The sequence below is a fragment of the Herbiconiux oxytropis genome, from assembly GCF_024979315.1.
In the GTDB taxonomy this organism is placed as follows: Bacteria; Actinomycetota; Actinomycetes; order Actinomycetales; family Microbacteriaceae; genus Herbiconiux; species Herbiconiux oxytropis.
In genome coordinates this window covers 389271-410512 of the sequence record NZ_JANLCK010000001.1, presented here as the reverse complement: position 1 = coordinate 410512, position 21242 = coordinate 389271, and the positions used below count along the sequence as shown (strand labels likewise).

The window sequence follows — 21242 nt, the reverse complement described above, 5'->3', positions numbered from 1 at the left end:
CGGTCATTCGGCGAGCTCGATGGTCGGAGAGAACGAGGTCGGTCGGAGGATGCGGCTCTCCTGGTGCTCGACGAGCGGGAGGCTCTGATCGAGGTAGACCCGCCAGAGCGGGTCCTCGGCCAGACGCGCCCGACGGACCTCGCGATCCAGCACATCGCGGTAGGCCCACAGATGGACGACCTGATTCAGCGTTCCGCTCTCCGACGTGTAGTACCCGACCAGGGAGCCGCAGTACTTCTGGTACAGCGGTAGGCCGTGGTCGGTGAACAGCCTGATCAGTTCTTCGGTGCGGCCAGGCTTGATCGTGTAGGTGCGCATATCGACGATCACTTCGTCCCCTTCTCTGCGTGCACCGGGATCCCGGTGAGGAAGTCGGCGATCAAGCGGATCTGGCCGACGAGCATGTGATGGCCACCGTGCAGGCGAAGACCCCGTCCGGCCGCGGCGGCGAGGAAGGGGGTCGGTCGATCGCTGATCACGACGTCGGCCGCTATGGCGGCGGCGGGGAACGCTGCGCCGGGAAGCGGGGATCGATCCGCAGCGTTCAAGCCGGACGACGTCGCGTTGACCACCAGATCGGCATCGGCCAGGTGACCCAGGCCGGTGCCGACGTCGCGGTCCGGATGCTCGCCCCTCAGCCGGTCGGCGAGGTCGATCGCTCTCGACGCGGTGCGGTTGTGCACGTCGAGGCGTCGGACGCCCGCTTCGAGCAGCGCGACGGCGACCGCGCTGGCCGCACCCCCGGCCCCGAGGATGACCACGCGCATCCCGGTCGGGTCGATCCCGGCACTCCTCAGCCCGTGCACGAAACCCAGTCCGTCGAAGGTCTCACCGACGAGGGTTCCGTCCGACTCTCGTCGGACCACGTTGACCGCACCCACGATCGTCGCCTGAGGCAGGAGGTCGTCGCACAGCGCAGCGATGCTCTGCTTGTGCGGAACGGTGATGACGGCGCCGCAGACGCTGGCGTTCGCACGCATCCCCGCCACGAAGTCGGCGAGGTGGTGAGGAGTCACCTGAGCAGGCACGGTGATCAGATCGCGCCCCTCCGCTTCCCAGATCTCATTCAGGGCCTGGGGCGTGCGCAGGTGGGCGACCGGGTCGGCCGCCACCAGGACCGTTCTCGTGTTTCCGTCGATCATGGGTCACCGATTTCTCTGGAGCATCGTCGTCGTCAACTGATGAACGTGCCGCCGTTGACGGCGATCGTCTGGCCGGTCACGTACGAGCTGTCCCCGGTCGCGAGGAAGGCGATCGTCGAGGCCACCTCCTTCGCGGTCCCCTTGCGGCCGAAGGGGATGCCCTCGATGAGGTCGTCCTGTCGATCTGCGCCGAGGGAATCGACCATCGCGGTGTCGATGATGCCGGGGGCGACAGCATTCACTCGGATTCCCCGCGGGGCGAGCTCCTTGGCCAACGTCATCGTGAGGCCGATCACCCCCGCTTTCGAGGCGACATAAGCCGGCGAGGTGAGGGTCGAGGCGGTGCGACCCGACGTCGATGCGACATTGACGATGGTCCCGCCAGGGGCCGCAAGATGGGGGACGGCGGCGCGGCACACGGCGAAGGTCCCGGTCAGGTTGATGGAGGTCACCCTCGTCCAGATCTCGTGCGAGACATCGGCGATACCGCCGAGATGCACCACGCCGGCGCAGTTGACGACTCCGTTGAATTCGCCCAGCTCGACCGTCGCCGCCACGGCCGCGTCGATGCTGTCCGCATCCGTCACATCGAGTTCCACCGCGCGGGCAATGCCACCCCCGGAGGTGATGTGCCGAGCTACCGCGCGGCAGGCCTCCAGGTTCAGGTCGGCCACGACGATGCCGAATCCGCGGCGCGCGAGCTCGCCCACCGAGGCTCTCCCGATGGCACCGGCCGCACCGGTGACGAGGATGGTCTTGGGGCTCACAGGAGGACCGCCGACGCGGCGTTCAGGCGGTGCCACGTGCGGTTCTGATAGACCAGGGGCTGGCGGTCCGCCGCCTCCTCGCCCGCCGAGTGCACCTGCAGCGCCTCGGCGACGAAGACGGTCGCCATGCCTGCGTCGATCCGGTCGACGATCCGGCAGCGCAACCACATCGACGCCTCGGTGAACACGGGCTCTCCGGTGGAGAGTTGATGCCACGCGATCCCCGCGAAGCGGTCGATGCCGCTCGTCGCGGCACGCTGCGCGAGAGGAAGCTCGTCGGCGGTGAGCAGGTGCACGACCACCGATGACGACCGCCGCAGGGTCGGTGTGCTGGAGGACATCGCGGAGGCAGAGAAGACGATCAACGGCGGTGTCGCACTTACCGAGATGACCGAGGTCGCGGTCATCGCCACCGGGCCGGTTCCATCGTCTGACGTGATCACGGCGACACCGGCAGGGTGATTGCGGAAGGCCATCCGGAACGCTTCAGGTGAGAGCTTGGTGGCATCTTCTGCTGCGGCCTCCGGGGCGGTGGCCCCTGCACGGGGTGATTCAGGCATCATCTGGGCTCCTGTCGGCACTGACCTCAGCACTCCATGGCGCGGAGGCAGGGCGAACCTATGCGGTGCCGCGACCGCACGTCATCCGATTCGCGCCTGAACGCATCCGGATCGCGCCGCGGGTTTGTAGTGCATCATGGAGGCTCGGGACTGCGGTGTCACCGCGGGCCGGCGGAACAGGAGGCGCGCGATGACATCGGACGACGCTCTCGTGCCCGTGCTGCCCGAACGATTCTTCGTCCTGCATCGAGCCGACGGTGACAGTGTCCGTTCGGTGATGACCCGGGCGCTGACGCCGCATCGCTCGACCCCGCTGGCCGAGAGCCTCGACTACACGGCGAGCGTCGCGGTGGCCGAGCTCGGTCCGCTCTCGCTGGTCTACGCCCAGCACTTCGGCACCGAGATCGACACGCGTTTCACCGCCGAGGTCGACTACTACGACATCAATCTCGCCGTCTCGGGGTGGAACCACGTCTCATCCGGCGACCAGCAGGTCACGCTCGACCATCGGGCCGCGGCGATCCTGTCGCCCTCGATGCGCGCCGCGATGCACCTGAGTGACGAATACGCGCAGCTTCACCTGCGGATCGAGCGCTTCGCCCTCGAGGCCCAGCTCGAGCGGATGCTCGGCCGTCGCATCGTCGAGCCGCTCACCTTCTCGATGCGGATGGATCTCGAACGTCCCGCCGTGCGGTCGTGGGTGAACACGCTCGGGCTGCTCGTGCGCGATCTCGAGCTGCCCGACGGGCTGAGCTCCGGTGAGAGCGGTGCCGCAGCCTGGTCGGATTTCCTGACCTCGGGATTGCTTCTCGCCCAGCCGCACAACTACACCGAGCAGCTCGCCCGAGGCGAATCCGCCAGACGCATCCCGGCGCGGCTCCGGAGGGTGACCCAGCTGATCGACGAGGCGTCGCACGAGGAGCTCGGCCTCGATCGCCTCGCAGAGGCTGCCGGCATCGCGCCCCGCTCGTTGCAGAGGGACTTCCAGGTTCACCTCGGCGTCTCGCCGCGCGTCTACGTGGAGCGCGTGCGATTGGCCCGGGCCCGCACAGAGCTCGTGGCCGGCGCGGGCCGGACGGTCGCGGAGATCGCCTACGGCCAGGGCTTCGTCCATCTCCCGAGATTCGCCGCCTCGTACCAGGAGCTCTACGGCGAGACCCCGTCCCAGACGCTCAAGGGTCTGCGCAACCGGGGCCGGGCATCGCCCTTCGACTGAACCCGTGACGCGAATCGGATGGAACTGACGCTCGTCGGATGAGGCGGCTCCCTGCACGCTCCTAGCGTGACGGCATGAGCAATGAAGCCTTTCCTGCCGAGGCCGTGAAGTTCGTGCACCAGTACGGTGTGGGACTGCACTCGCCCGAGCACGAGTACGACGTCCACGATCCTGCGTGGCAGAAGCGCCAGGTGGACGACTTCATCGAATTCGCCGTGCTGGCCGAAGATCTCGGCTTCGACGGTCTGACGGTGACTGAACACCACGCGCCGCAGATGACCTGTCCTTCGCCGCACCTGCTCATCGCCGCCGCCGCGATGAAGACGTCGACCATCCGGCTGGGTACGGCCGTGACCGTCTTGCCGCTTTACCACCCGGTCAGGGTGGCCGAGGAGGCGGGACTGCTCGACCTGCTGAGCGGAGGGCGTTTCGAACTCGGCCTCGGCCGCGGCGTGCCCGGCGAGGCTCTTCTCGCCGGCGTCCGTGAGATGGACCAGGACTCGTCCCGACGCGCCTGGTCGGAATCCCTCGACCTGCTGAACCGGATGCTGACCGGACGCGACGTCACCTTCGACGGCGAATTCTTCACGGTCGAGCGCCCCACCACCATCGCGACCCGCTCCCTGCAGCCGACGCTTCCGATCTGGCTGGGCGGCGCGAGCCGTGAGACCATGCAGCTCGCAGGCCGCCACGGCTGGAACATCATGCGCAACTTCGGCAGCAATGCCGATCATCGAGAGGCGCTCGACGCCTACCTCGAGTCGGCATCGGCGCACGGTTTCGAGCGCTCGGGCGAGAACATGATGATCGAACGCTTCGTCGCCATCGGGGAGGACTCCGCGCAGGCCGAGCAACGTCTCTCGAACCTTGCGAGCAACTTCGGTCGCTTCATCTCGCTCTACACCGCTGACGGCCGGCGGGCCGTGCCCGAGACCGACGGCGAGTTCCAGATCGACAAAGGCTCGAAGGGCCGACCGGCGCTGGCGGTCGGTGGGACTCCCGAGGAGATCATCGACTCGTTGCAGGAGACGATCGACGAGTCGGGGGCGCGCCGCATCCTCGTCGAGACGTTCTCCCGAGAGGAGACCGTGCTGTTCGCCACCGAGGTCATGCCCGTGCTCCGCGCACGCAGCGCTCGGAACAGCGACGAACGCGCAGGTGTCGCCGCGCATGCCTGAGATCACCCACCGGACCCTGGGACAACGGGTGTCGTTCGGCCACGGCACGGCCGCCGCCGCTCTCAGGCGCGAGACGGGCCGGCTGGATGCGCATCGGTTGTTCGTCATCAGCGGCCGGCCGGCTGTCGTCTCGCGGCTGGTCGGGGGCAGTGACGCCGTCGTGAGCTGGACCGAGGTCGTCGAGCACGTCCCTGTCGGCACCGCAGTCAGAGCGCGCGGTGCCGCCGCTGAGGTGGGGGCCGATTGCCTCGTAGCCATCGGCGGCGGTTCGGCGATCGGGTTGGCCAAAGCGGTGGCACTGACAACTGCGCTGCCCATCATCGCCGTGCCGACCACCTTCGCCGGGTCCGAGGCCACGAACGTGTGGGGAACGACCGAGTCGAACCGCAAGACCACCGGCGTCGACGACCGGGTGCTGCCATCCGCCGTGATCTACGACAGCGAACTCGTCGTCGGACTGCCGGTGAAGACCGCCACGGCCTCGGCTTTCAATGCGCTGGCGCATTGTGTGGACAGCTTCTGGGCGCCGGACGCCGATCCTGTCGCAGCCCTCCTGGCGGAGGAGGCCATCCGGTCGATTAGTGGCGGTTTGCGACGGGTGACGGACCGGCCCGGCGATGTCGAGGGGCTCCAGGCACTCCAATACGGTGCCTACCTGGCGGGCGTGGCCTTCGCGTCGGCCGGTTCCGGGATGCACCACAAGATCTGTCACGCACTGGGGGGTGCTTTCGACCTGCCGCATTCGGCGACGCACGCGACCGTGCTGCCGTACGTGCTCGCCTACAACCTCGCGGCAGCACCGGAATCCCGGCGGCGCATCACCGCCGCGCTCGGGCATCCCGATGCCCTCGCGGCGGTGGACGAGCTGCTCACGCTCACGGAGGCGCCCCGTACGCTCCGCGACTGCGGGATGCGGGCCGACGACATCCCGGCGGCCGCCATGTCGATCCTGCCGACGATCCCCTCCTCGAACCCGCGCCGAGTGACGCTCGACACCCTGACGAGACTGCTCGAGGCCGCCTGGGCGGGCATCCCACCCAGGGAGTTGGAAGAGCCGTGACGACCGTGTCCGACGAACAGAGCCGCCGCGAGGCGCAGCTCACCGAGACGGTCGAGAGATCGTTCGACACTGCTCCCGATGCCCGCACCCGGGAGATCATGCAGGCCCTGGTGCGCCACTCGCACGCCTTCGTGCGGGAAGTCCGGTTGACCGAGGCGGAGTGGGATGCAGCGATCGCGTTCCTGACAGCAGTCGGCCACATCACGGATGACCGCAGGCAGGAGTTCGTGCTGCTCTCAGACGTGCTGGGAGTGTCGATGATGACGGTCTCGGTCAACAACGAGGCCGACGGCGACGCGACGGAGTCGACGGTCTTCGGCCCGTTCTTCGTCGACGACGCCCCACTCATCCCCCTGGGGGGCGACATCGGCGGGGGAGCGCCGGGCGAGCCGTGCTGGGTCGAGGGTCGGGTCACCGACCTCGCAGGCATCCCGGTTCCCGGAGCCCGGGTCGAGGTGTGGGAGGCCGACTCGGAGGGACTGTACGACGTGCAGTACGGCGACGACCGGGTCGCGGGCCGGGCCCACTTCTTCACCGACGGCAACGGCGACTACCGATTCTGGGGGTTGACCCCGACCCCCTATCCCATTCCCGACGACGGCCCGGTGGGGGCGCTGCTGACTGCGGTCGACCGCTCACCGATGCGCGCATCCCACCTGCACTTCATGGTCACCGCCCCTGGCTTCCGCACACTGATCACCCACATCTTCGTGCGCGGCGACGAGCTGCTCGCGAGCGATTCGGTGTTCGGGGTGAAGGACTCGCTGGTGATGGACTTCGATCGTCAGGTGCCCGGCGCGCCCACGCCGGACGGTCGCGAGCTCGGCGCCTCATGGAGCCGCACCCGCTTCGACATCGTGCTCGCCCCAGGGGGTGACGCAGCAGCCTGACCATCACCCGCTCCACTCAGAAGACAACGACGTCCAGATGAAAAAGAGGTTCCCCTTGTCCACACATGACCGCTCGTCCACATCGCGCAGCCCCCGCTCCGCCCTCCTGTCGTTCACCCTCCTCGCAACCACCGCCGTCGCCCTGGCGGGCTGCTCCTCCGGCGGACCGAGTGCGACCACGGCGTCAGGCGAGCAGGTCGCCGACCTCGCCGCCGCGACCGCCTATCTGCAGCCCTACACGGAGCATCCGAACGACGTGCTCATCTCCGAACCGCTCGCCGCGCTGCCGCCGGCCGGAACCTCGATCACCGTGATCGACGTCGGAACACCCATCTCCGAAGCCTTCTGGGCGGGGTTGCAGGAGGCCGGAGCCGTGCTCGACGTGGAGATGACCCGCGTGCAGGCCGGTCAGGACGCCCAGAGCATCAACACTGCGCTCAACTCCGTCGTGGAGGGCGACCCGTCGGCGGTCATCAACATCGGCCTCGACCCGACCCTCTTCCAGTCGCAGCTCGATCAGCTGCAGGGCGCGGGCATCCCGGTCATCAATGCGTCGATCGTCGATGCCGAGAAGTTCGGCATCGACACCATCGTCAACGGCAACGACGAGCTCGAGGCGACGGGCGCAGCGCTCGCCTCTGCCGCAGTCGTGCGCACGAACGGCGAAGCCGACAGCTTCGTGCTCTACACCGTTCCGGAACTCGCTTTCAGCGGTGTCATCCTCGAGGGCGCGCAGAAGCAGCTCGAGTCGCTCTGCGCGGAGTGCACGGTGCGGGTCGTCCAGATCCCCATCACCGCGCTCGGGAGCACGGCGGCCGACGCCGTGGTCAGCGACCTCCAGGCCAATCCCGACACCGACTACTTCATCTCCACCCTCGACGAGGTGCAGGTCGGGCTGCACCAGAAGCTGCAGCTCTCCGGCCTCGACGTGAAGGGCATCGGCAACTCGCCTATCGCCGCGAACTATCAGGCCATCGCCGACGGACAGCAGGATGCGGCACTCGGGCTCGACGTCAACCTCTTCGTGTGGACGCTCATGGACCAGGCCGCCCGCGAGCTGGCCGGCCAGCCGGTCGAGTTCCCGAGCGGCGAGATCGTCGCACCGGTTCTGCAGGGGCTCGTGACCGAGGACTCGCCGGTGAGCGACCCGCAGCTCGGTTACGAGGCCATCCCCGACTACAAGGAGCAGTTCACCAAGCTCTGGACCGGCGAGTAGCAGCGGATGCAGACGCGTCAACTCCTCCTCCGGGTCGAGGGGATCGTGAAGGCGTTCCCCGGCCTGATGGCCTTGGACGGGGTCTCGCTCGACGTGCGGAGCGGCGAGGTCGTGGCGGTGGTCGGGCACAACGGCTCGGGCAAGTCGACACTCGTCAAAGTGCTGGCCGGCATCTACCAGCAGGATGCCGGCACGGTCGCACTCGAGACCATGGCCGGGCAGACGGCCGAGCTCCACTTCATCCATCAAGACCTCGGACTGGTTCCCGCGCTGTCGGCTGTGGAGAACCTCAACCTGGTCCAGGCGTCGTCGGGTGCGCTAGCCCCGCTGCGCACGAAGGGGGAGACGCGGCGCGCCCGCTCACTGCTCTCGCGATTCGGTCAGCAGTTCGACGTGCACGCCAAGGTCTCCGAGCTCACGCCGGCCCAGCGCGCGATAGTTGCCATCGCCCGTGCTCTCGAGGGCTGGGCGGGCCCGCACAACGTGCTCGTTCTCGACGAGCCCACCGAGGCACTGCACAAGAACGAGGTCGACATCCTCTTCTCCGCTGTGCGCAGCGTCGCCGGCGACGGGGCGGGCGTCATCTTCATCTCGCACCGGCTCGACGAGGTGCTCGATCTCGCCGACCGCGTGGTCGTTCTGCGTGACGGTGTGAAAGTGGCCGACGAGCGGGCCCAGGATCTCGACCACGGCCGGCTGGTCGAACTCGTCACGGGCTCAGCGCTCAGCGAGCAGCGCGAGCACGTGCGGCGGGAGCGGGGTGCCGATGCGGTGCTCCGCATCCGAGGCCTGCGCGGGGCCGTGGTCGATGGTCTCGACCTCGACCTCCGCCCGGGGGAGACGGTCGGCGTGGCAGGTGTGCTGGGCTCGGGCCGGGAGGAGGTGCCGTCGCTCGTCTTCGGCGCCGACGGCGGCACGAGCGCGGAGTACCTCCTCCACGGTCGTCCGTACGAACGGCGCTCCGCGGCGGCGAGCATCCGCAACGGGTTGGCCTTCGTCGCCGGCGACCGTGCCCGGTTCGGCTCGGTGCCCCAGCTGAACGCTCGCGAGAACATCACGCTCCCGCGCCTCGGGGCGCATCGGTCGCGCATGGGAGCCATCAGCATCCGGCGGGAGCGAGCCGAGGCAGCGAGGCTCGCCGCGGTGTTCGATGTGAAGCCGGCCCGCACCGAGCAGCGCTTCGGGCTGTTCAGCGGCGGCAATCAGCAGAAGATCGTGATGGCCAAGTGGCTGCGCAACACTCCGAGCGTGCTGCTGCTCGAAGAACCGACCCAAGGTGTCGACATCGGAGCCAAGGCGGCGATCTACGCTGCGGTCGACGGAGCGAGCGCCGCGGGTGCTGCGGTTCTCGTCTGCTCATCGGACGCCAAGGAGCTGGTGCGCCTGTGCGACCGGGTGCTTGTGCTCCGGGAGGGCCGCGTCGCCGCCGAGCTCTCGGGCGACGAGCTCACCGAGCGCCGTCTGGTGCTCGAAGGCTACGGCCTTGTCGACGAACAAGCCGTCCCGCATCCGTCCATCTGACCCTCAGCATCCGATTTCCATCAGGAGACCCATGACCACGACGAGAGACCCCGAGACCACACCCGATCGGCATCCGATCGGCGATCCGGGTGCGCCCGGCCCCGCGACGGCGTCACGCGGGGCCGTGGTGGCGAGATTGCTGTCGTTCCGCAACATCAGCGCGATCTACATCTTCATCGCGATCTTCGTCGTCTTCGCGATCTGGACACCTCAGACCTTTCTCACGGCCGGGGTCTGGCGCACGTTGCTCGATGCGCAATCCGTCACGGCCCTTGCGGCGATCGCGGCGCTCATCCCGCTCGTGACCGGTTCGTTCAACCTCGCGGTGGGTGCCGAGGTGGCCTTCGCCGGCATCCTGACCGCGTGGTTGCTCGCCAGAGCCGATCTGCCGGTGACCGTCTCGGTTCCTCTGGCTTTGCTCGCGGGTGCGCTGATCGGCTTGGTCTCGGGGTTGCTGATCACGAAGGTGAAGATCGATTCCTTCATCGCGACGCTCGGGATGAGTTCGATCCTGCTCGCGGGCGTCGCCTGGGTGTCGGGGAGTCAACAGATCCTCGACCTGGGTCAGGGCCTCAATGAGCTGGCGACGACATCGCTCCTCGGCGTCACTCTGCCTGTCTATATTCTCTTCGCAGTCGCGATCGTCAGCTGGTACGTGCTCGAGCGCACACCCGTCGGGCGTCGTATGTACGCCACCGGGTTCAATCCCGACGGGGCACGACTGGCCGGGGTGAACATCGCCCGGATGCAGATCGGTTCGTTGGTGGCGGGTGGCGTCGTCGCCGCACTCGCCGGTGTGCTCCTCACCTCGCGCATCAACACGGGAGACCCCACGGTCGGGCCGTCGTTGCTCCTGCCTGCGCTCACGGCGGTGTTCCTGGGCTCGACCCAGTTCAGGGGCGGCAGATTCAACGTGTGGGGCACGGTGCTCGCGGTCTACGTGCTGGCAGCGGGCATCAAGGGACTGCAACTGGTGGGTGCTCCGTCGTGGATCAACGCGCTGTTCAACGGAGTGGCCCTGCTTCTGGCCGTCGGGCTCTCACGCTGGGAGCGCACGGGCAGGCGGGCGGGAGCGATCCGGCGGGTCACGAGCCGAAGGGCCGCTGCGGTCGGGAGGGCCGGGCGATGACCGGCCACCGCCCACCGCATCTCGAGGACCGCCCCACGACGACATCGAGGAAAGGATTCTTCTTCGTTCCCGGCGACATCGTGCAGACGCCGGCGGGGACCGTGCAGAAGGGTTCCGCCTACGTGGAATGGGAGGCGCACGAGCATCCGGCCCACTCCCTGCCGATCGTGTTCGTGCACGGCGGCGGCGGCCAGGGCACGGACTTCAAAGGCACTCCGGATGGCCGACCAGGCTGGTTCGACCACGTCGTCGACGCCGGGTACGCCGCGTACAACCTCGATCGGCCCGGTCACGGGCGATCCCCTCGGCACCCCGACGTGCTCGGGTCGACGCGACCGCCGTTCAGCTATGAGTTCGCGCAGCGACTTTTCGCACGGGGTGAGGCGTCCCAGACGCAATGGGTCGGTGAGCCGGTGGTCGGAGATCCTGTGTTCGACCAGTACATGGCATCGTCCGGGGCCTTGGCGTCCGACCTCGCAGCGAGTCAGGCGCTGGATGGGGACCGCGTCGCCCGACTGCTCGACGTGATCGGGCCTGCCGTGCTCGTCACCCACTCCGCGGGAGCGCCCGCGGGGTGGTTCGCGGCGGCCAGACGGCCGGGCCTGGTGCGGGCTATCGTGGCGATCGAGCCGTTCGGCCCGCCGTTCGCCGATGTGGGGGGTCTCGGAGAGTTGACCTGGGGGCTCACCTACGAGCCACTCGACGCGGAGGCGTCGATCACGAGCGCTCGTTTCCGCGAGGCCGTTCCGAGGCTGCGCGCCTTCGAGGGTCTTCCCATCGCCGTCGTCGTCGGCTCGGCGTCGCAGTTCGTCGAATGGGCGCCGGCGACGGCCGAATTCCTGAGAGAACTCGGTGCCGCCGCGGAGGTCGTCGATCTTGGCGATCACGGCGTGCGGGGGAACGGACACGGGCTCATCTTCGAGGCGAACTCCGCCGAGGCCCTCGTGCCCGTCTTGGACTGGATCGTCCGAGCCGTAGCCCGCGACACGCAGTGGAGCGCCTCATGAGGCCGCCGCTGGCAGTGGTCAGCGGAGGCGCGTCGGGCATCGGCAGGGACTTCGGCCGACACTGGATCGAGCGCGGCGGAAAGGTCGCGGTGCTCGATCTCCGACAGGCTGCGGTCGACGAGGCGGTGGCGTTCCTGGGAGCGGACGCCTCGGGCCACGTAGTCGACGTCCGTGACGTCGACGGTGTGACCGCCGCGGTCGACCGCGCGGCACACGGCAGTGATGGTCGCATCGACGCGGTCGTGAACTGTGCCGGGATCGCGAGGCCGGCGCCGTCGTCGCAGGTCTCCGACGACGAGTGGATGACCATGATCGACATCCACCTCAACGGAACCATGCGGGTGTGCCGGGCCGCTTACCCCCATCTCCTCGCGAGCGACCGAGCCTCGATCGTGAACGTGTCATCCGTGGCCGCGGCGGTCGGCATGCCGGGGAGGGCCAGTTACGGAGCGGCCAAGGCCGGCATCGAGGGACTCACCCGCACGTTGGCCGTGGAGTGGGCTGGACAGGGGATCAGAGTGAACGCGGTGGCTCCGGGATATGTGAGGTCGGCGATGACGGACGGTCTGGTGGCGTCGGGGCAACTCGACCTCGACCCGATCGTCGTGCGCACCCCGATGCGGCGCTTCGCGGATGCCCGTGAGATCACCGAGTGCCTCGCCTTCCTCGCCTCACCCGCGGCCTCCTTCGTGACGGGCCAGATCCTCTGCGCCGATGGCGGCTTGACCGTCGACGGTGACTGGTACCCGTGAGGTCGCCGAGCCCGGTGGACGCCGTACCCGAGCACGAATGCAGAACGATGAGAGAGGCTGGCCGATGATCTCCAAAGTGGTCTCCGACCCGGATGACGCCGTGAGCGGCATCGAAGACGGTTCGACCATCCTGATGAGCGGCTTCGGGATGGCCGGGCACCCGGTCGCTCTGATCGATGCGCTCCTCGACCAGGGTGCAGGCGATCTCACCGTCGTGAGCAACAACGCCGGCAACGGTGACACCGGCCTGGCCGCGCTCCTCAAGGCCGGTCGCGTCAGGAAGGTGATCTGTTCGTTCCCCCGCCAGAGCGACTCGTGGGTGTTCGACGGTCTCTACCGCTCCGGAGAGATCGAACTGGAGCTCGTGCCGCAGGGAAATCTCGCCGAGCGGCTCCGCGCGGCAGGCGCCGGGATCGGCGCCTTCTACACACCGACGGGGTACGGCACCTCAGTGGCGGCGGGCAAGGAGACGCGCACCATCGGGGGCCGCGGCTACATCCTCGAATACCCGCTCCATGGTGACTACGCGTTGATCGGGGCGTTCAGGGCCGATCGCTGGGGCAACCTCGTCTACCGCAAGACCGCTCGCAACTTCGGCCCGGTCATGGCCACGGCGGCGCGGATCACCGTGGCGCAGGTCGACCGGGTGGTGGGTCTCGGGGAACTCGATCCCGAGACCGTGGTGACACCCGGCATCTTCGTCGACAGGGTCGTGGCCACAGGCGAACGCCATCGGCTGCACGACGATGTGGCCCCGGCAGAGGTGGCCGTATGAAGGGCGCATCGTGCCGGGGAGTCGACCGCCGGGTGCTCGCTGCGCGCATCGCGCAGGACATCCCCGAAGGCTCCTACGTCAATCTGGGCATAGGAGCGCCGACGCTGATCTCGAACTACCTCCCCGGCGATCTCGACATCGTCCTGCACACCGAGAACGGGCTGCTCGGAATGGGGCCCGAGCCCACTGCCGCCGAGGTCGACCCCGACTTGATCAACGCCGGAAAGCTCCCGGTCACCGAGCTGCCGGGAGCCGCGTACTTCCATCACGCCGATTCGTTCGGCATGATGCGTGGGGGACACCTCGACATCTGCGTTCTCGGTGCCTTCCAGGTGTCGCAAGCAGGCGATCTCGCGAACTGGCACACCGGCGATGCCGGGGCGGTGCCCGCCGTCGGAGGCGCCATGGACCTGGCGATCGGCGCGAAGCAGGTGTTCGTCATGATGGATCTCCTGGGCCGCGACGGCACGTCGAAGCTCGTGGCCGAGTGCAGCTACCCCCTCACCGCCGCGCGCTGCGTGAGCCGCGTCTACACCGATCGCGCCATCTTCGACGTCACCCGGTACGGGCTGGCAGTCATCGAGGTGCTGGGCGACTCCTCTGTCGAGCACCTCCGAGAGGTGACGGGCCTCGACCTCATCGATGCGGTGCCCAAGCACCCGGCCGCCACGGCCGTCGGGAGTGCGTCGTGATCGCCAGCTTCGTCTACGACGCCGTCCGAACGCCGTTCGGGCGATTCGGCAAGTCCCTTGCCGGTGTGCGACCCGATGACCTGTTCGCGACGGTGCTGCGCGGCGCTCTCGCCCGGCATCCGGATGTCGACCCGGCCAGGATCGATGACGTGGTCGCCGGAGCCGCCAATCAGGCCGGTGAGGACAATCGTGACGTGGCGCGCATGGCGGTGCTACTCGCGGGTCTGCCGACTTCGGTTCCCGGCGTCACCGTCAACAGGCTCTGCGGTTCGAGCCTGCAGGCCGTGATCGACGCCAGCCGCGCGATCGAGGCGGGTGATTCGCACCTCGTGCTCGCCGGGGGAGTCGAGTCGATGAGCCGGGCCCCCTGGGTGATGCAGAAGCCGGATCGCAGCTTCCCAGCCGGTGACGCGACACTGCACTCGACCACCCTCGGCTGGCGCCTCGTCAACCCGAGGATGCCGAAGGAGTGGACGATCTCTCTGGGGGAGTCGAACGAGATCCTGGCCGAGCGGTACGCCATCACACGCCAGGAGCAGGATGCGTTCGCGGCGGACAGTCACAGGAAGGCCGACGCCGCGTGGAGCGCCGGCGTCTACGACGGCGAGATCGTGCAGGTGCCGGGAGTCGACCTCGAGCGTGACGAGGGCATCCGGCCCGATTCGACGGTCGACGTGCTGGCGCAGCTCACGCCCGTCTTCAGGGCTGACGGATCGATCACCGCCGGAAACGCCTCGCCCCTCAACGACGGTGCCTCGCTCGTGATCGTCGGATCGGAGGATGCTCCCCTCGAAGCCGAGCCCCTGGCGCGCATCATCGGCCGAGGTGCTGCGGCGGTCGCTCCGGACGTCTTCGGAATCGGACCGGTCGAAGCCGTGAACCACGCGCTCGAGAATGCGGGCAAGACCTGGGCCGACGTCGACTTCGTCGAGTTGAACGAGGCCTTCGCCGCGCAGAGCCTCGCCTGTCTTCGGCTGTGGCCCGAACTCGATCCCGAGAGTGTGAACATCCACGGTGGCGCCATAGCCATGGGCCATCCGTTGGGGGCCTCCGGCGGGCGCATCATCGGGCACGCTGCTCACGAGCTCGCACGCCGCGGCAAGGGAGTCGCCGTGGCGGCCATCTGCATCGGCGTTGGGCAGGGCCTCGCCGTCGTGCTGGAGCGATAGAGAGGCCGACCTGCCGCGCCGTGACGGCGACTCCTCTGCCGTCGCACTAAGTTCAGTGCCCATGAACAACACGTTTCGCACGCTGCCACCGCCCCGCACGTCTCCGCTCCGCGGCGGCCCCACCCTCCGCTGGGGGATCGCCGCCCCGGGAGGGATCGCCGCCGACTTCGTGCACGCCCTGCACACGCACACCGATCAGCGCGTGGTGGCGGTGGGCTCGCGCTCGGCGGAGAGAGCCGAGCAGTTCGCGCGCCGGCACGGCATCGCGCGGAACCACGGCTCGTACACGCAGCTGTTCGAGGATCCGGGCGTGCAGATCGTGTACGTGGCGGCACCCCACAGCGAGCACCGCACGATCGCGCTCGCCGCCGTGGCGGCGGGCAAGCACGTGCTGATCGAGAAGCCGATCGCGCTCTCGGCGGCCGAGGCCGGGGACATCCGGGATGCCGCCCGCGCTGCCGGGGTGTTCGCCATGGAAGCCATGTTCACGCGGTTCCTGCCGCAGACCGACGTGATGGTGCAGCTCCGCGACGACGGGGTGCTGGGGGACGTGGGGCTCCTGACCGCGGATCTCGGGTTCGCGGCCGAGCCGGGCGGGCGCATCCACGACCCGGCTCTCGGCGGGGGAGCGCTCCTCGACCTCGGGGTCTACCCGGTCTGGCTGAGTCACCTGTGGCTCGGGGCGCCGGCCTCCGTCACCGCGGTGGGTTCGCTCTCGGCGACCGGGGTCGACGAGCAGAGCGCCCTCGTGCTGCAGCACGACTCGGGCGCCCTCGCCGAACTCTCCACCGGCATCCGTGTGCGGTCGGCGGGGCGGGCGAGCATCTCCGGCAGCCGCGGGCGCGTCGACGTCGATCCGTGGTTCATCTTCGCCGGTGGCCTGGAGTGGGCTCCCGTCGACCCCGAATCGTCGGTGCTCCGCTTCACCGACGAGTCGGGGCTGCTGCTCCGTGAGGGCATGGCCTGGCAGACCGCGGCCGTGGCCCAGCACGTCGCCGACGGCCTCCTCGAATCACCGCTGCACCCTCTTCAGACGTCGATCGACGTCCTCACCACGATCGATGAAGCCCGCCGACAGCTGCACGGCGATGACGCCGCGCGACACATCTCGTGAGAGCGCTCTCTCACACCCCTTGACCGCAGACAGAAGTTCGACGTAGGGTTTCGTCAATCCCGTGGGAGCGCTCCCACGGCTCAGCATGGGAGCGCTCCCACGGTTCAGACCACGCACACAAGGGAGTGACCGTGACATCATCACGCAGCAGGATCGCAGCATCCATCGCCGGCGCCGCCGCTCTGGCCCTCATCGCCACCGGATGCTCGTCGTCCGGTGAAGCCGCGGGCGGCGGTGACGAGAACATCACCCTGTCGATCACCACCTTCGGCACCATGGGAGTCGACGCCAACTACGAGAAGTACATGGAGGAGAACCCGAACATCACCATCGAGGCGACAAACCTCGAAGGCGGCGGTGCCGCCAGGGACGACGCCTACGCGAAGATCGCGGCCGGCACCGGACTGAGCGACATCGTCGCGATCGAGGAGGGCTGGCTCGGCACGATCGCCGAGGTCTCCGACTCGTTCGTGGACCTGCGCGACTACGGGATCGAGGACGCCAAGGACACATGGCTCGAGTGGAAGTACGACCAGGGCACCGACGCCGAGGGGCGCGTCATCGGCGCCGGGCTCGACATCGGCCCACAGGGCCTGTGCTACCGCGGAGACCTGTTCGAAGCCGCAGGGCTGCCGAGCGAGCGAGCCGAGGTCGCCGCCTACTTCGGCGGTGAGGATGCGACGTGGGACCGCTTCTTCGAGGTCGGCAAGGAGTACGTCGACGCCAGTGGCAAGGCGTTCTACCACAGCCCTCGCTTCTTCTGGAACTCCTTCGTGAACCAGCAGGAGGAGGGCTACTACAAGAAGGACGGCGAGACGCTCAACATCGAGGGCAACGACGTGCTGAAGGCCCAGTTCGAGAAGATCGTCGAGGCCGAGCAGTCCGGCCTCGGTGCAGGTCTCCCCGGTTGGGACGTGGGCCCGGAAGCCAAGGAGGACAAGTTCGCGGTCTACATGTGCCCGAGCTGGATGCTCGGCATCGTGCAGGGCTACTACGACGAGGGAACGACCGACAGCGGCTGGGACTTCGCCGACGTGCTCCCCGGCGGGGCGGCCAACTGGGGTGGCGCGTTCCTCGGTGTCTCGGAGTCGTCCGAGCACAAGGAGGAGGCCGCGAAGCTCGCCCTCTGGCTCGCGGCCCCCGAGCAGCAGGCCGCATCGTTCGAGCTCGCAGGCCCCTTCCCGAGCACGGTCGAGGGCCAGGAGCTCGTGGCCGACACCACCAGCGCGTTCTTCAACGAAGCCCCCGTCGGCGAGATCTTCGCCGCTCGCTCCGAGGGCGTCATCGCGCAGGTCAAGGGCCCCGAGGACTCCAACATCCAGGACAACGTGTTCGGCCCCGTCTTCGACCGCGTCAGCCAGGGCGAGATCACCAGTGGCGATGAGGCCTGGGACGAGGCGCTCGTGCTCCTCGACCAGCTCGTCGGCTAGCTCCCCCGGGGCGGCTCGGCGCACCCCGCCGAGCCGCCCCCCCCTTCCCCGCCCTGCACGCTTCGTCTCGCGGATTGGCTCACAGATGACCAGCTCCACACTCGGCCGCGCGGCTCGACCGCCCCGCCCCGTGCTGACCTTCCGGCAGAAGGTCGGCCGCTTCGACCACCGCTTCTCGCCCTACCTCTACATCGCACCCTTCTTCATCCTGTTCGCGCTCATCGGGATCTTCCCGATCGCCTACACCCTCAACGTCTCGCTCTACGACTGGCACCTGCTGAAGGGCCAGGGCGACTTCGTCGGGCTGGACAACTACGCCTCGGTGCTCGGCGATCCGTTCTTCTGGAACGCCTTCGGCAACACCGTCAGCATCTTCCTGCTCTCGGCCATCCCCCAGCTGGTGATCGCGACGGGCATCGCCGCCCTGCTCGACCAGACGCTGCGAGGCCGCACGTTCTGGCGCATGAGCATCCTGCTGCCCTACATCGTGGCCCCGGTGGCGGTGGCTGTCATCTTCCTGCAGATCTTCAACCAGTACCACGGGCCGATCGCGGGCCTCCTGGAGACGCTGGGGCTCGAGCCCATCCGCTGGGCGTTCGACGTGCTGCCCTCCCACATCGCCATCGCGAGCATGGTCAACTGGCGGTGGACGGGCTACAACGCCCTCATCCTGCTGGCCGCCATGCAGGCCATCCCGCGCGACGTCTACGAGTCCGCGGCGCTCGACGGCGCCAACAAGATCCGCCGCTTCTGGTCGATCACGGTGCCCATGATCCGCCCCACCCTGATCTTCGTGGTGATCACCTCGACCATCGGCGGGCTGCAGATCTTCACCGAGCCGAAGCTGTTCGACGGCCGCACTAACGGCGGAGGCGATCGCCAGTTCCAGACGATCGTGCTCTACCTCTACGAGCTCGCCTTTCCCCGTCGCGACTTCGGCCGGGCCTCGGCGACCGCGTGGATCCTCTTCCTCATCATCATCCTGGCGGGGCTCATCAACTTCGCCATCTCGCGGGCCATCCGCACCGCCGACGCGAGACCCGCGGCCCTCGGGCGGATGGGCAGGTTCCGCCGGAGCGGCCCAGGCGGTCAAGGCAGCGCGAGCGGCACGGGCAGCAAGCCGGCACCGCTCACCGTCACCGGGGCGTCGGTCGGCGCCCAGCAGGGAGAATCATGAGCACCCTCATCAAGACGCCGAAGCCACCCAAGCCGGCCCGCGCCTCCTCGACGCCCACGGTCGAGGAACGCCGGATCATCGATTCCGAACGACGGAGCCGACGACGACGCGCCTACGAGCGCCCGGGCATGCTCACCTACGCCCTCCTCGCCGCGTTCTTCGCGGGTTCGGCGTTCCCGCTGTGGTGGTCGTTCGTCATCGGCAGCCGCCAGTCCTCCGACACCAACCTGGTGCCGCCCGCAGTGCTGCCGGGGCCCAACTTCCTCACCCACGCCCTCGAGGTGTTCGAGACGGTGCCCTTCTTCCAGGCGCTCCTGAACAGCATCATCATCTCGGGGGCCATCACCGTCTCGGTGGTCTTCTTCTCGACCCTCGCCGGCTACTCCTTCGCGAAGCTGAAGTTCCGGGCGCGCAACGGGCTGCTGGTCGGGGTGATCGCGACCATGGCGATCCCGACCCAGCTCGGAATCATCCCGCTGTTCATGCTGATGGCGGAGTGGCAGTGGATCGGCACCCTTCAGGCGGTGATCGTGCCGGGCATGGTGACGGCGTTCGGCGTGTTCTTCATGCGGCAGTACCTCGTCGACGTGATCCCCGACGAGCTCATCGAAGCGGCCCGGATGGACGGCGCGAGCATGTGGGGCACCTTCCGGCACGTCGCGCTGCCGGCGGCAAGGCCCGCCATGGCCGTGCTCGCCCTCTTCACCTTCATGGCGGCGTGGACGGACTACCTCTGGCCCTCGCTCGCGCTCAGCCCCCGCAACCCCAGCGTGCAGACCGCGCTCGCCGCACTGAGCGCCAGCGGCGGGCAGACGCCCGACAACTCGATGGTGCTCGCCGGGGCCGTGCTGTCGGTGATCCCCCTTCTCATCCTCTTCTTCGTCGCGGGCAAGCAGCTCGTGGCCGGAATCATGCAAGGCGCAGTGAAAGGCTGACATGACCCTCGACATCGCACCCCACACCCGGGAGAGCCCCGACTACCGCGACGCAGGGCTCGTCTTCCCGCCCGGGTTCCTGATCGGATCGGCGACGGCGGCCTACCAGATCGAGGGCGCCGCCGCCGACGACGGGCGGGGCCCCTCGATCTGGGACACCTTCAGCGCGACTCCCGGGAAGGTCGCCGGGGGCGACACGGGTGCCGTGGCGGTGGACCACTACAACCGGCTCGACGCCGATCTCGATCTGATGGCCGAACTGGGACTCGAGGCCTACCGGTTCTCGATCGCCTGGCCGCGCATCCAGCCCACCGGTTCCGGAGCGGTCAACGAGGCGGGTCTCGCCTTCTACGGGCGACTGGTCGACGGACTCCTCGCGCGGGGCATCCGCCCCATCGCGACCCTGTACCACTGGGATCTGCCGCAGGCCCTCGAGGAGGCCGGGGGCTGGACCGAGCGGGAGACCGCGCACCGCTTCGCGGAGTACACCCGCATCGTCGCCGAGGCACTCGGCGACCGCGTGCCCGTCTGGACCACGCTCAACGAGCCGTGGTGCAGCGCGTTCCTGGGCTACGGATCGGGGGCCCATGCGCCCGGCCGCACCGACGGGGAGGCAGCGCTCCGCGCCGTGCACCACCTCAACCTCGCCCACGGCCTCGCGGTGCAGGTGCTCCGGGAGGTCGTCCCTCGGGCCGAGGTCTCGATCACGCTCAACTTCCACGTCGTGCGCGGCGACGGCGACGGCGCCTCCGACGCGGTGCGGCGGATCGACGCGCTCGCCAACCGCGCGTTCACCGGGCCCTTGCTGCGCGGGGCCTACCCCGCCGATCTGATCGAGGATACGGGGGGCGTCACGGACTGGTCGTTCGTGCTGCCGGGCGACGACGCGATCATCCATCAGCCGCTCGACTTCCTCGGCGTGAACTACTACTCCACCGCCAGGGTGCGACTGTGGGACGGGGTGTCGCCCCGTGAGCGCGCCGACGGACACAAGTCGGCCGGGGGGTCGCCGTGGCCCGGGAGCGAGCACGTCGAGTTCCTGCAGCAGGAGGGGCCGCACACGGCCATGGGGTGGAACATCGCGCCCGACGGGCTCGAGGAGCTCCTCGTGTCGCTCGGCGAGCAGTTCCCGGGGCTGCCGCTCGTGATCACGGAGAACGGGGCGGCGTTCGACGACGAGGTGACCGGCGACCGCGTGGCCGACACCCTGCGCATCGATTACTTGAGGCGGCACTTCACGGCCGCCCACCGTGCGATCGAGCGCGGCGTCGACCTGCGCGGCTACCTGGTCTGGTCGTTCCTCGACAACTTCGAATGGGCCTACGGCTACAGCAAGCGGTTCGGCATCGTGCACGTCGACTACGCGACCCAGCGGCGCACGGTCAAGGACAGCGGGCGGTGGCTGGCCGAGCTCGTGCAGGGTCACGCGATCCCGCTCTGAACTCCGGGGGTGTCCGCGGAGCCCGCCCAGTGGCCCGACCGCGGCGTCCCCCTACAATGGCGCTGTGCAGG

The 21242-nt window shown here is 68.7% G+C and carries 21 protein-coding genes; 17 read left to right on the top strand and 4 right to left on the bottom strand.

All coding sequences use genetic code 11. The annotated features are described in order from the left end of the window. Positions 1–3 precede the first annotated feature (3 nt). The 4 genes from N1028_RS01970 to N1028_RS01955 are packed head-to-tail and all read right to left on the bottom strand — an operon-like array spanning position 4 to position 2469. The gene (locus N1028_RS01970; protein WP_259525084.1) at positions 4–318 is read right to left on the bottom strand and encodes an NIPSNAP family protein; all 315 of its coding nucleotides are present in this window, start codon (positions 316–318) and stop codon (positions 4–6) included. A gap of 8 nt (positions 319–326) precedes the next feature. Further along, positions 327–1142: a shikimate dehydrogenase family protein gene (locus tag N1028_RS01965; protein WP_259525083.1), complete on the bottom strand. Its 816-nt coding sequence runs from the start codon at positions 1140–1142 to the stop codon at positions 327–329. Between the two features lie 32 nt (positions 1143–1174). Beyond that, positions 1175–1909, bottom strand: coding sequence for an SDR family NAD(P)-dependent oxidoreductase (locus N1028_RS01960; protein ID WP_259525082.1), 735 nt, complete (start codon positions 1907–1909; stop codon positions 1175–1177). Then, entirely contained in the window at positions 1906–2469 is a 564-nt protein-coding gene (locus N1028_RS01955; RefSeq protein WP_259525081.1) for a flavin reductase family protein, read from the bottom strand. Before N1028_RS01955 ends, N1028_RS01960 begins: the two co-directional genes overlap by 4 nt. A 190-nt stretch (positions 2470–2659) precedes the next feature. On the opposite strand from N1028_RS01955, the gene N1028_RS01950 reads away from it, so the two are divergent. The 17 genes from N1028_RS01950 to N1028_RS01870 all read left to right on the top strand — a co-directional run bounded on the left by N1028_RS01950 (position 2660) and on the right by N1028_RS01870 (position 21171). Beyond that, positions 2660–3685: an AraC family transcriptional regulator gene (locus N1028_RS01950; RefSeq protein ID WP_259525080.1), complete on the top strand. Its 1026-nt coding sequence runs from the start codon at positions 2660–2662 to the stop codon at positions 3683–3685. 74 nt (positions 3686–3759) lie between these two features. Further along, positions 3760–4863: an LLM class flavin-dependent oxidoreductase gene (locus N1028_RS01945; protein ID WP_259525079.1), complete on the top strand. Its 1104-nt coding sequence runs from the start codon at positions 3760–3762 to the stop codon at positions 4861–4863. Then, entirely contained in the window at positions 4856–5923 is a 1068-nt protein-coding gene (locus tag N1028_RS01940) for a maleylacetate reductase (protein WP_259525078.1), read from the top strand. The genes N1028_RS01945 and N1028_RS01940 overlap by 8 nt, the downstream gene beginning before the upstream one ends. Further along, positions 5920–6813, top strand: a complete 894-nt coding sequence (locus tag N1028_RS01935; RefSeq protein ID WP_259525077.1) for a hydroxyquinol 1,2-dioxygenase — start codon at positions 5920–5922, stop codon at positions 6811–6813. The genes N1028_RS01940 and N1028_RS01935 overlap by 4 nt, the downstream gene beginning before the upstream one ends. Positions 6814–6868: 55 nt before the next feature. Then, the gene (locus tag N1028_RS01930; protein ID WP_259525076.1) at positions 6869–8029 is read left to right on the top strand and encodes a sugar ABC transporter substrate-binding protein; all 1161 of its coding nucleotides are present in this window, start codon (positions 6869–6871) and stop codon (positions 8027–8029) included. A 6-nt stretch (positions 8030–8035) separates the two neighbouring features. Beyond that, positions 8036–9550, top strand: coding sequence for a sugar ABC transporter ATP-binding protein (locus N1028_RS01925; protein WP_259525075.1), 1515 nt, complete (start codon positions 8036–8038; stop codon positions 9548–9550). Positions 9551–9581: 31 nt separating this feature from the next. Then, on the top strand, positions 9582–10679 hold the full coding sequence (locus tag N1028_RS01920; RefSeq protein ID WP_259525074.1) for an ABC transporter permease: 1098 nt from the start codon (positions 9582–9584) through the stop codon (positions 10677–10679). Further along, complete coding sequence (locus tag N1028_RS01915; protein ID WP_259525073.1) at positions 10676–11686, top strand: alpha/beta fold hydrolase; 1011 nt, start codon at positions 10676–10678, stop codon at positions 11684–11686. The genes N1028_RS01920 and N1028_RS01915 overlap by 4 nt, the downstream gene beginning before the upstream one ends. After that, entirely contained in the window at positions 11683–12438 is a 756-nt protein-coding gene (locus tag N1028_RS01910) for an SDR family NAD(P)-dependent oxidoreductase (protein ID WP_259525072.1), read from the top strand. The genes N1028_RS01915 and N1028_RS01910 overlap by 4 nt, the downstream gene beginning before the upstream one ends. Positions 12439–12502: 64 nt before the next feature. Beyond that, positions 12503–13213 (top strand): 3-oxoacid CoA-transferase subunit A, encoded by a 711-nt coding sequence (locus tag N1028_RS01905; protein WP_259525071.1) that lies wholly within the window; start codon positions 12503–12505, stop codon positions 13211–13213. Further along, entirely contained in the window at positions 13210–13905 is a 696-nt protein-coding gene (locus tag N1028_RS01900) for a 3-oxoacid CoA-transferase subunit B (protein WP_259525070.1), read from the top strand. Before N1028_RS01905 ends, N1028_RS01900 begins: the two co-directional genes overlap by 4 nt. Beyond that, positions 13902–15074, top strand: coding sequence for a thiolase family protein (locus N1028_RS01895; protein WP_259525069.1), 1173 nt, complete (start codon positions 13902–13904; stop codon positions 15072–15074). Before N1028_RS01900 ends, N1028_RS01895 begins: the two co-directional genes overlap by 4 nt. Positions 15075–15135: 61 nt before the next feature. Further along, a complete protein-coding gene (locus N1028_RS01890; RefSeq protein WP_259525068.1) occupies positions 15136–16188 on the top strand; it encodes a Gfo/Idh/MocA family protein in 1053 nt (350 codons plus the stop codon). A 131-nt stretch (positions 16189–16319) separates the two neighbouring features. Continuing rightward, positions 16320–17618, top strand: coding sequence for an ABC transporter substrate-binding protein (locus N1028_RS01885; RefSeq protein WP_259525067.1), 1299 nt, complete (start codon positions 16320–16322; stop codon positions 17616–17618). A gap of 85 nt (positions 17619–17703) precedes the next feature. Continuing rightward, complete coding sequence (locus N1028_RS01880) at positions 17704–18795, top strand: carbohydrate ABC transporter permease (RefSeq protein WP_259525066.1); 1092 nt, start codon at positions 17704–17706, stop codon at positions 18793–18795. Continuing rightward, positions 18792–19730, top strand: a complete 939-nt coding sequence (locus N1028_RS01875) for a carbohydrate ABC transporter permease (RefSeq protein ID WP_259525065.1) — start codon at positions 18792–18794, stop codon at positions 19728–19730. The genes N1028_RS01880 and N1028_RS01875 overlap by 4 nt, the downstream gene beginning before the upstream one ends. A gap of 1 nt (position 19731) precedes the next feature. Then, a complete protein-coding gene (locus tag N1028_RS01870; RefSeq protein WP_259525064.1) occupies positions 19732–21171 on the top strand; it encodes a GH1 family beta-glucosidase in 1440 nt (479 codons plus the stop codon). The last annotated feature ends 71 nt before the right edge of the window (positions 21172–21242 follow it).

Bases quoted from the DNA above. Each gene is read 5' to 3' on its own strand.
- N1028_RS01970 (WP_259525084.1), bottom strand. From the start codon at position 318: ATGCGCACCTACACGATCAAGCCTGGCCGCACCGAAGAACTGATCAGG.
- N1028_RS01965 (WP_259525083.1), bottom strand. From the start codon at position 1,142: ATGATCGACGGAAACACGAGAACGGTCCTGGTGGCGGCCGACCCGGTC.
- N1028_RS01955 (WP_259525081.1), bottom strand. From the start codon at position 2,469: ATGCCTGAATCACCCCGTGCAGGGGCCACCGCCCCGGAGGCCGCAGCA.
- N1028_RS01950 (WP_259525080.1), top strand. From the start codon at position 2,660: ATGACATCGGACGACGCTCTCGTGCCCGTGCTGCCCGAACGATTCTTC.
- N1028_RS01945 (WP_259525079.1), top strand. From the start codon at position 3,760: ATGAGCAATGAAGCCTTTCCTGCCGAGGCCGTGAAGTTCGTGCACCAG.
- N1028_RS01940 (WP_259525078.1), top strand. From the start codon at position 4,856: ATGCCTGAGATCACCCACCGGACCCTGGGACAACGGGTGTCGTTCGGC.
- N1028_RS01925 (WP_259525075.1), top strand. From the start codon at position 8,036: ATGCAGACGCGTCAACTCCTCCTCCGGGTCGAGGGGATCGTGAAGGCG.
- N1028_RS01920 (WP_259525074.1), top strand. From the start codon at position 9,582: ATGACCACGACGAGAGACCCCGAGACCACACCCGATCGGCATCCGATC.
- N1028_RS01915 (WP_259525073.1), top strand. From the start codon at position 10,676: ATGACCGGCCACCGCCCACCGCATCTCGAGGACCGCCCCACGACGACA.
- N1028_RS01910 (WP_259525072.1), top strand. From the start codon at position 11,683: ATGAGGCCGCCGCTGGCAGTGGTCAGCGGAGGCGCGTCGGGCATCGGC.
- N1028_RS01905 (WP_259525071.1), top strand. From the start codon at position 12,503: ATGATCTCCAAAGTGGTCTCCGACCCGGATGACGCCGTGAGCGGCATC.
- N1028_RS01900 (WP_259525070.1), top strand. From the start codon at position 13,210: ATGAAGGGCGCATCGTGCCGGGGAGTCGACCGCCGGGTGCTCGCTGCG.
- N1028_RS01890 (WP_259525068.1), top strand. From the start codon at position 15,136: ATGAACAACACGTTTCGCACGCTGCCACCGCCCCGCACGTCTCCGCTC.
- N1028_RS01880 (WP_259525066.1), top strand. From the start codon at position 17,704: ATGACCAGCTCCACACTCGGCCGCGCGGCTCGACCGCCCCGCCCCGTG.
- N1028_RS01875 (WP_259525065.1), top strand. From the start codon at position 18,792: ATGAGCACCCTCATCAAGACGCCGAAGCCACCCAAGCCGGCCCGCGCC.
- N1028_RS01870 (WP_259525064.1), top strand. From the start codon at position 19,732: ATGACCCTCGACATCGCACCCCACACCCGGGAGAGCCCCGACTACCGC.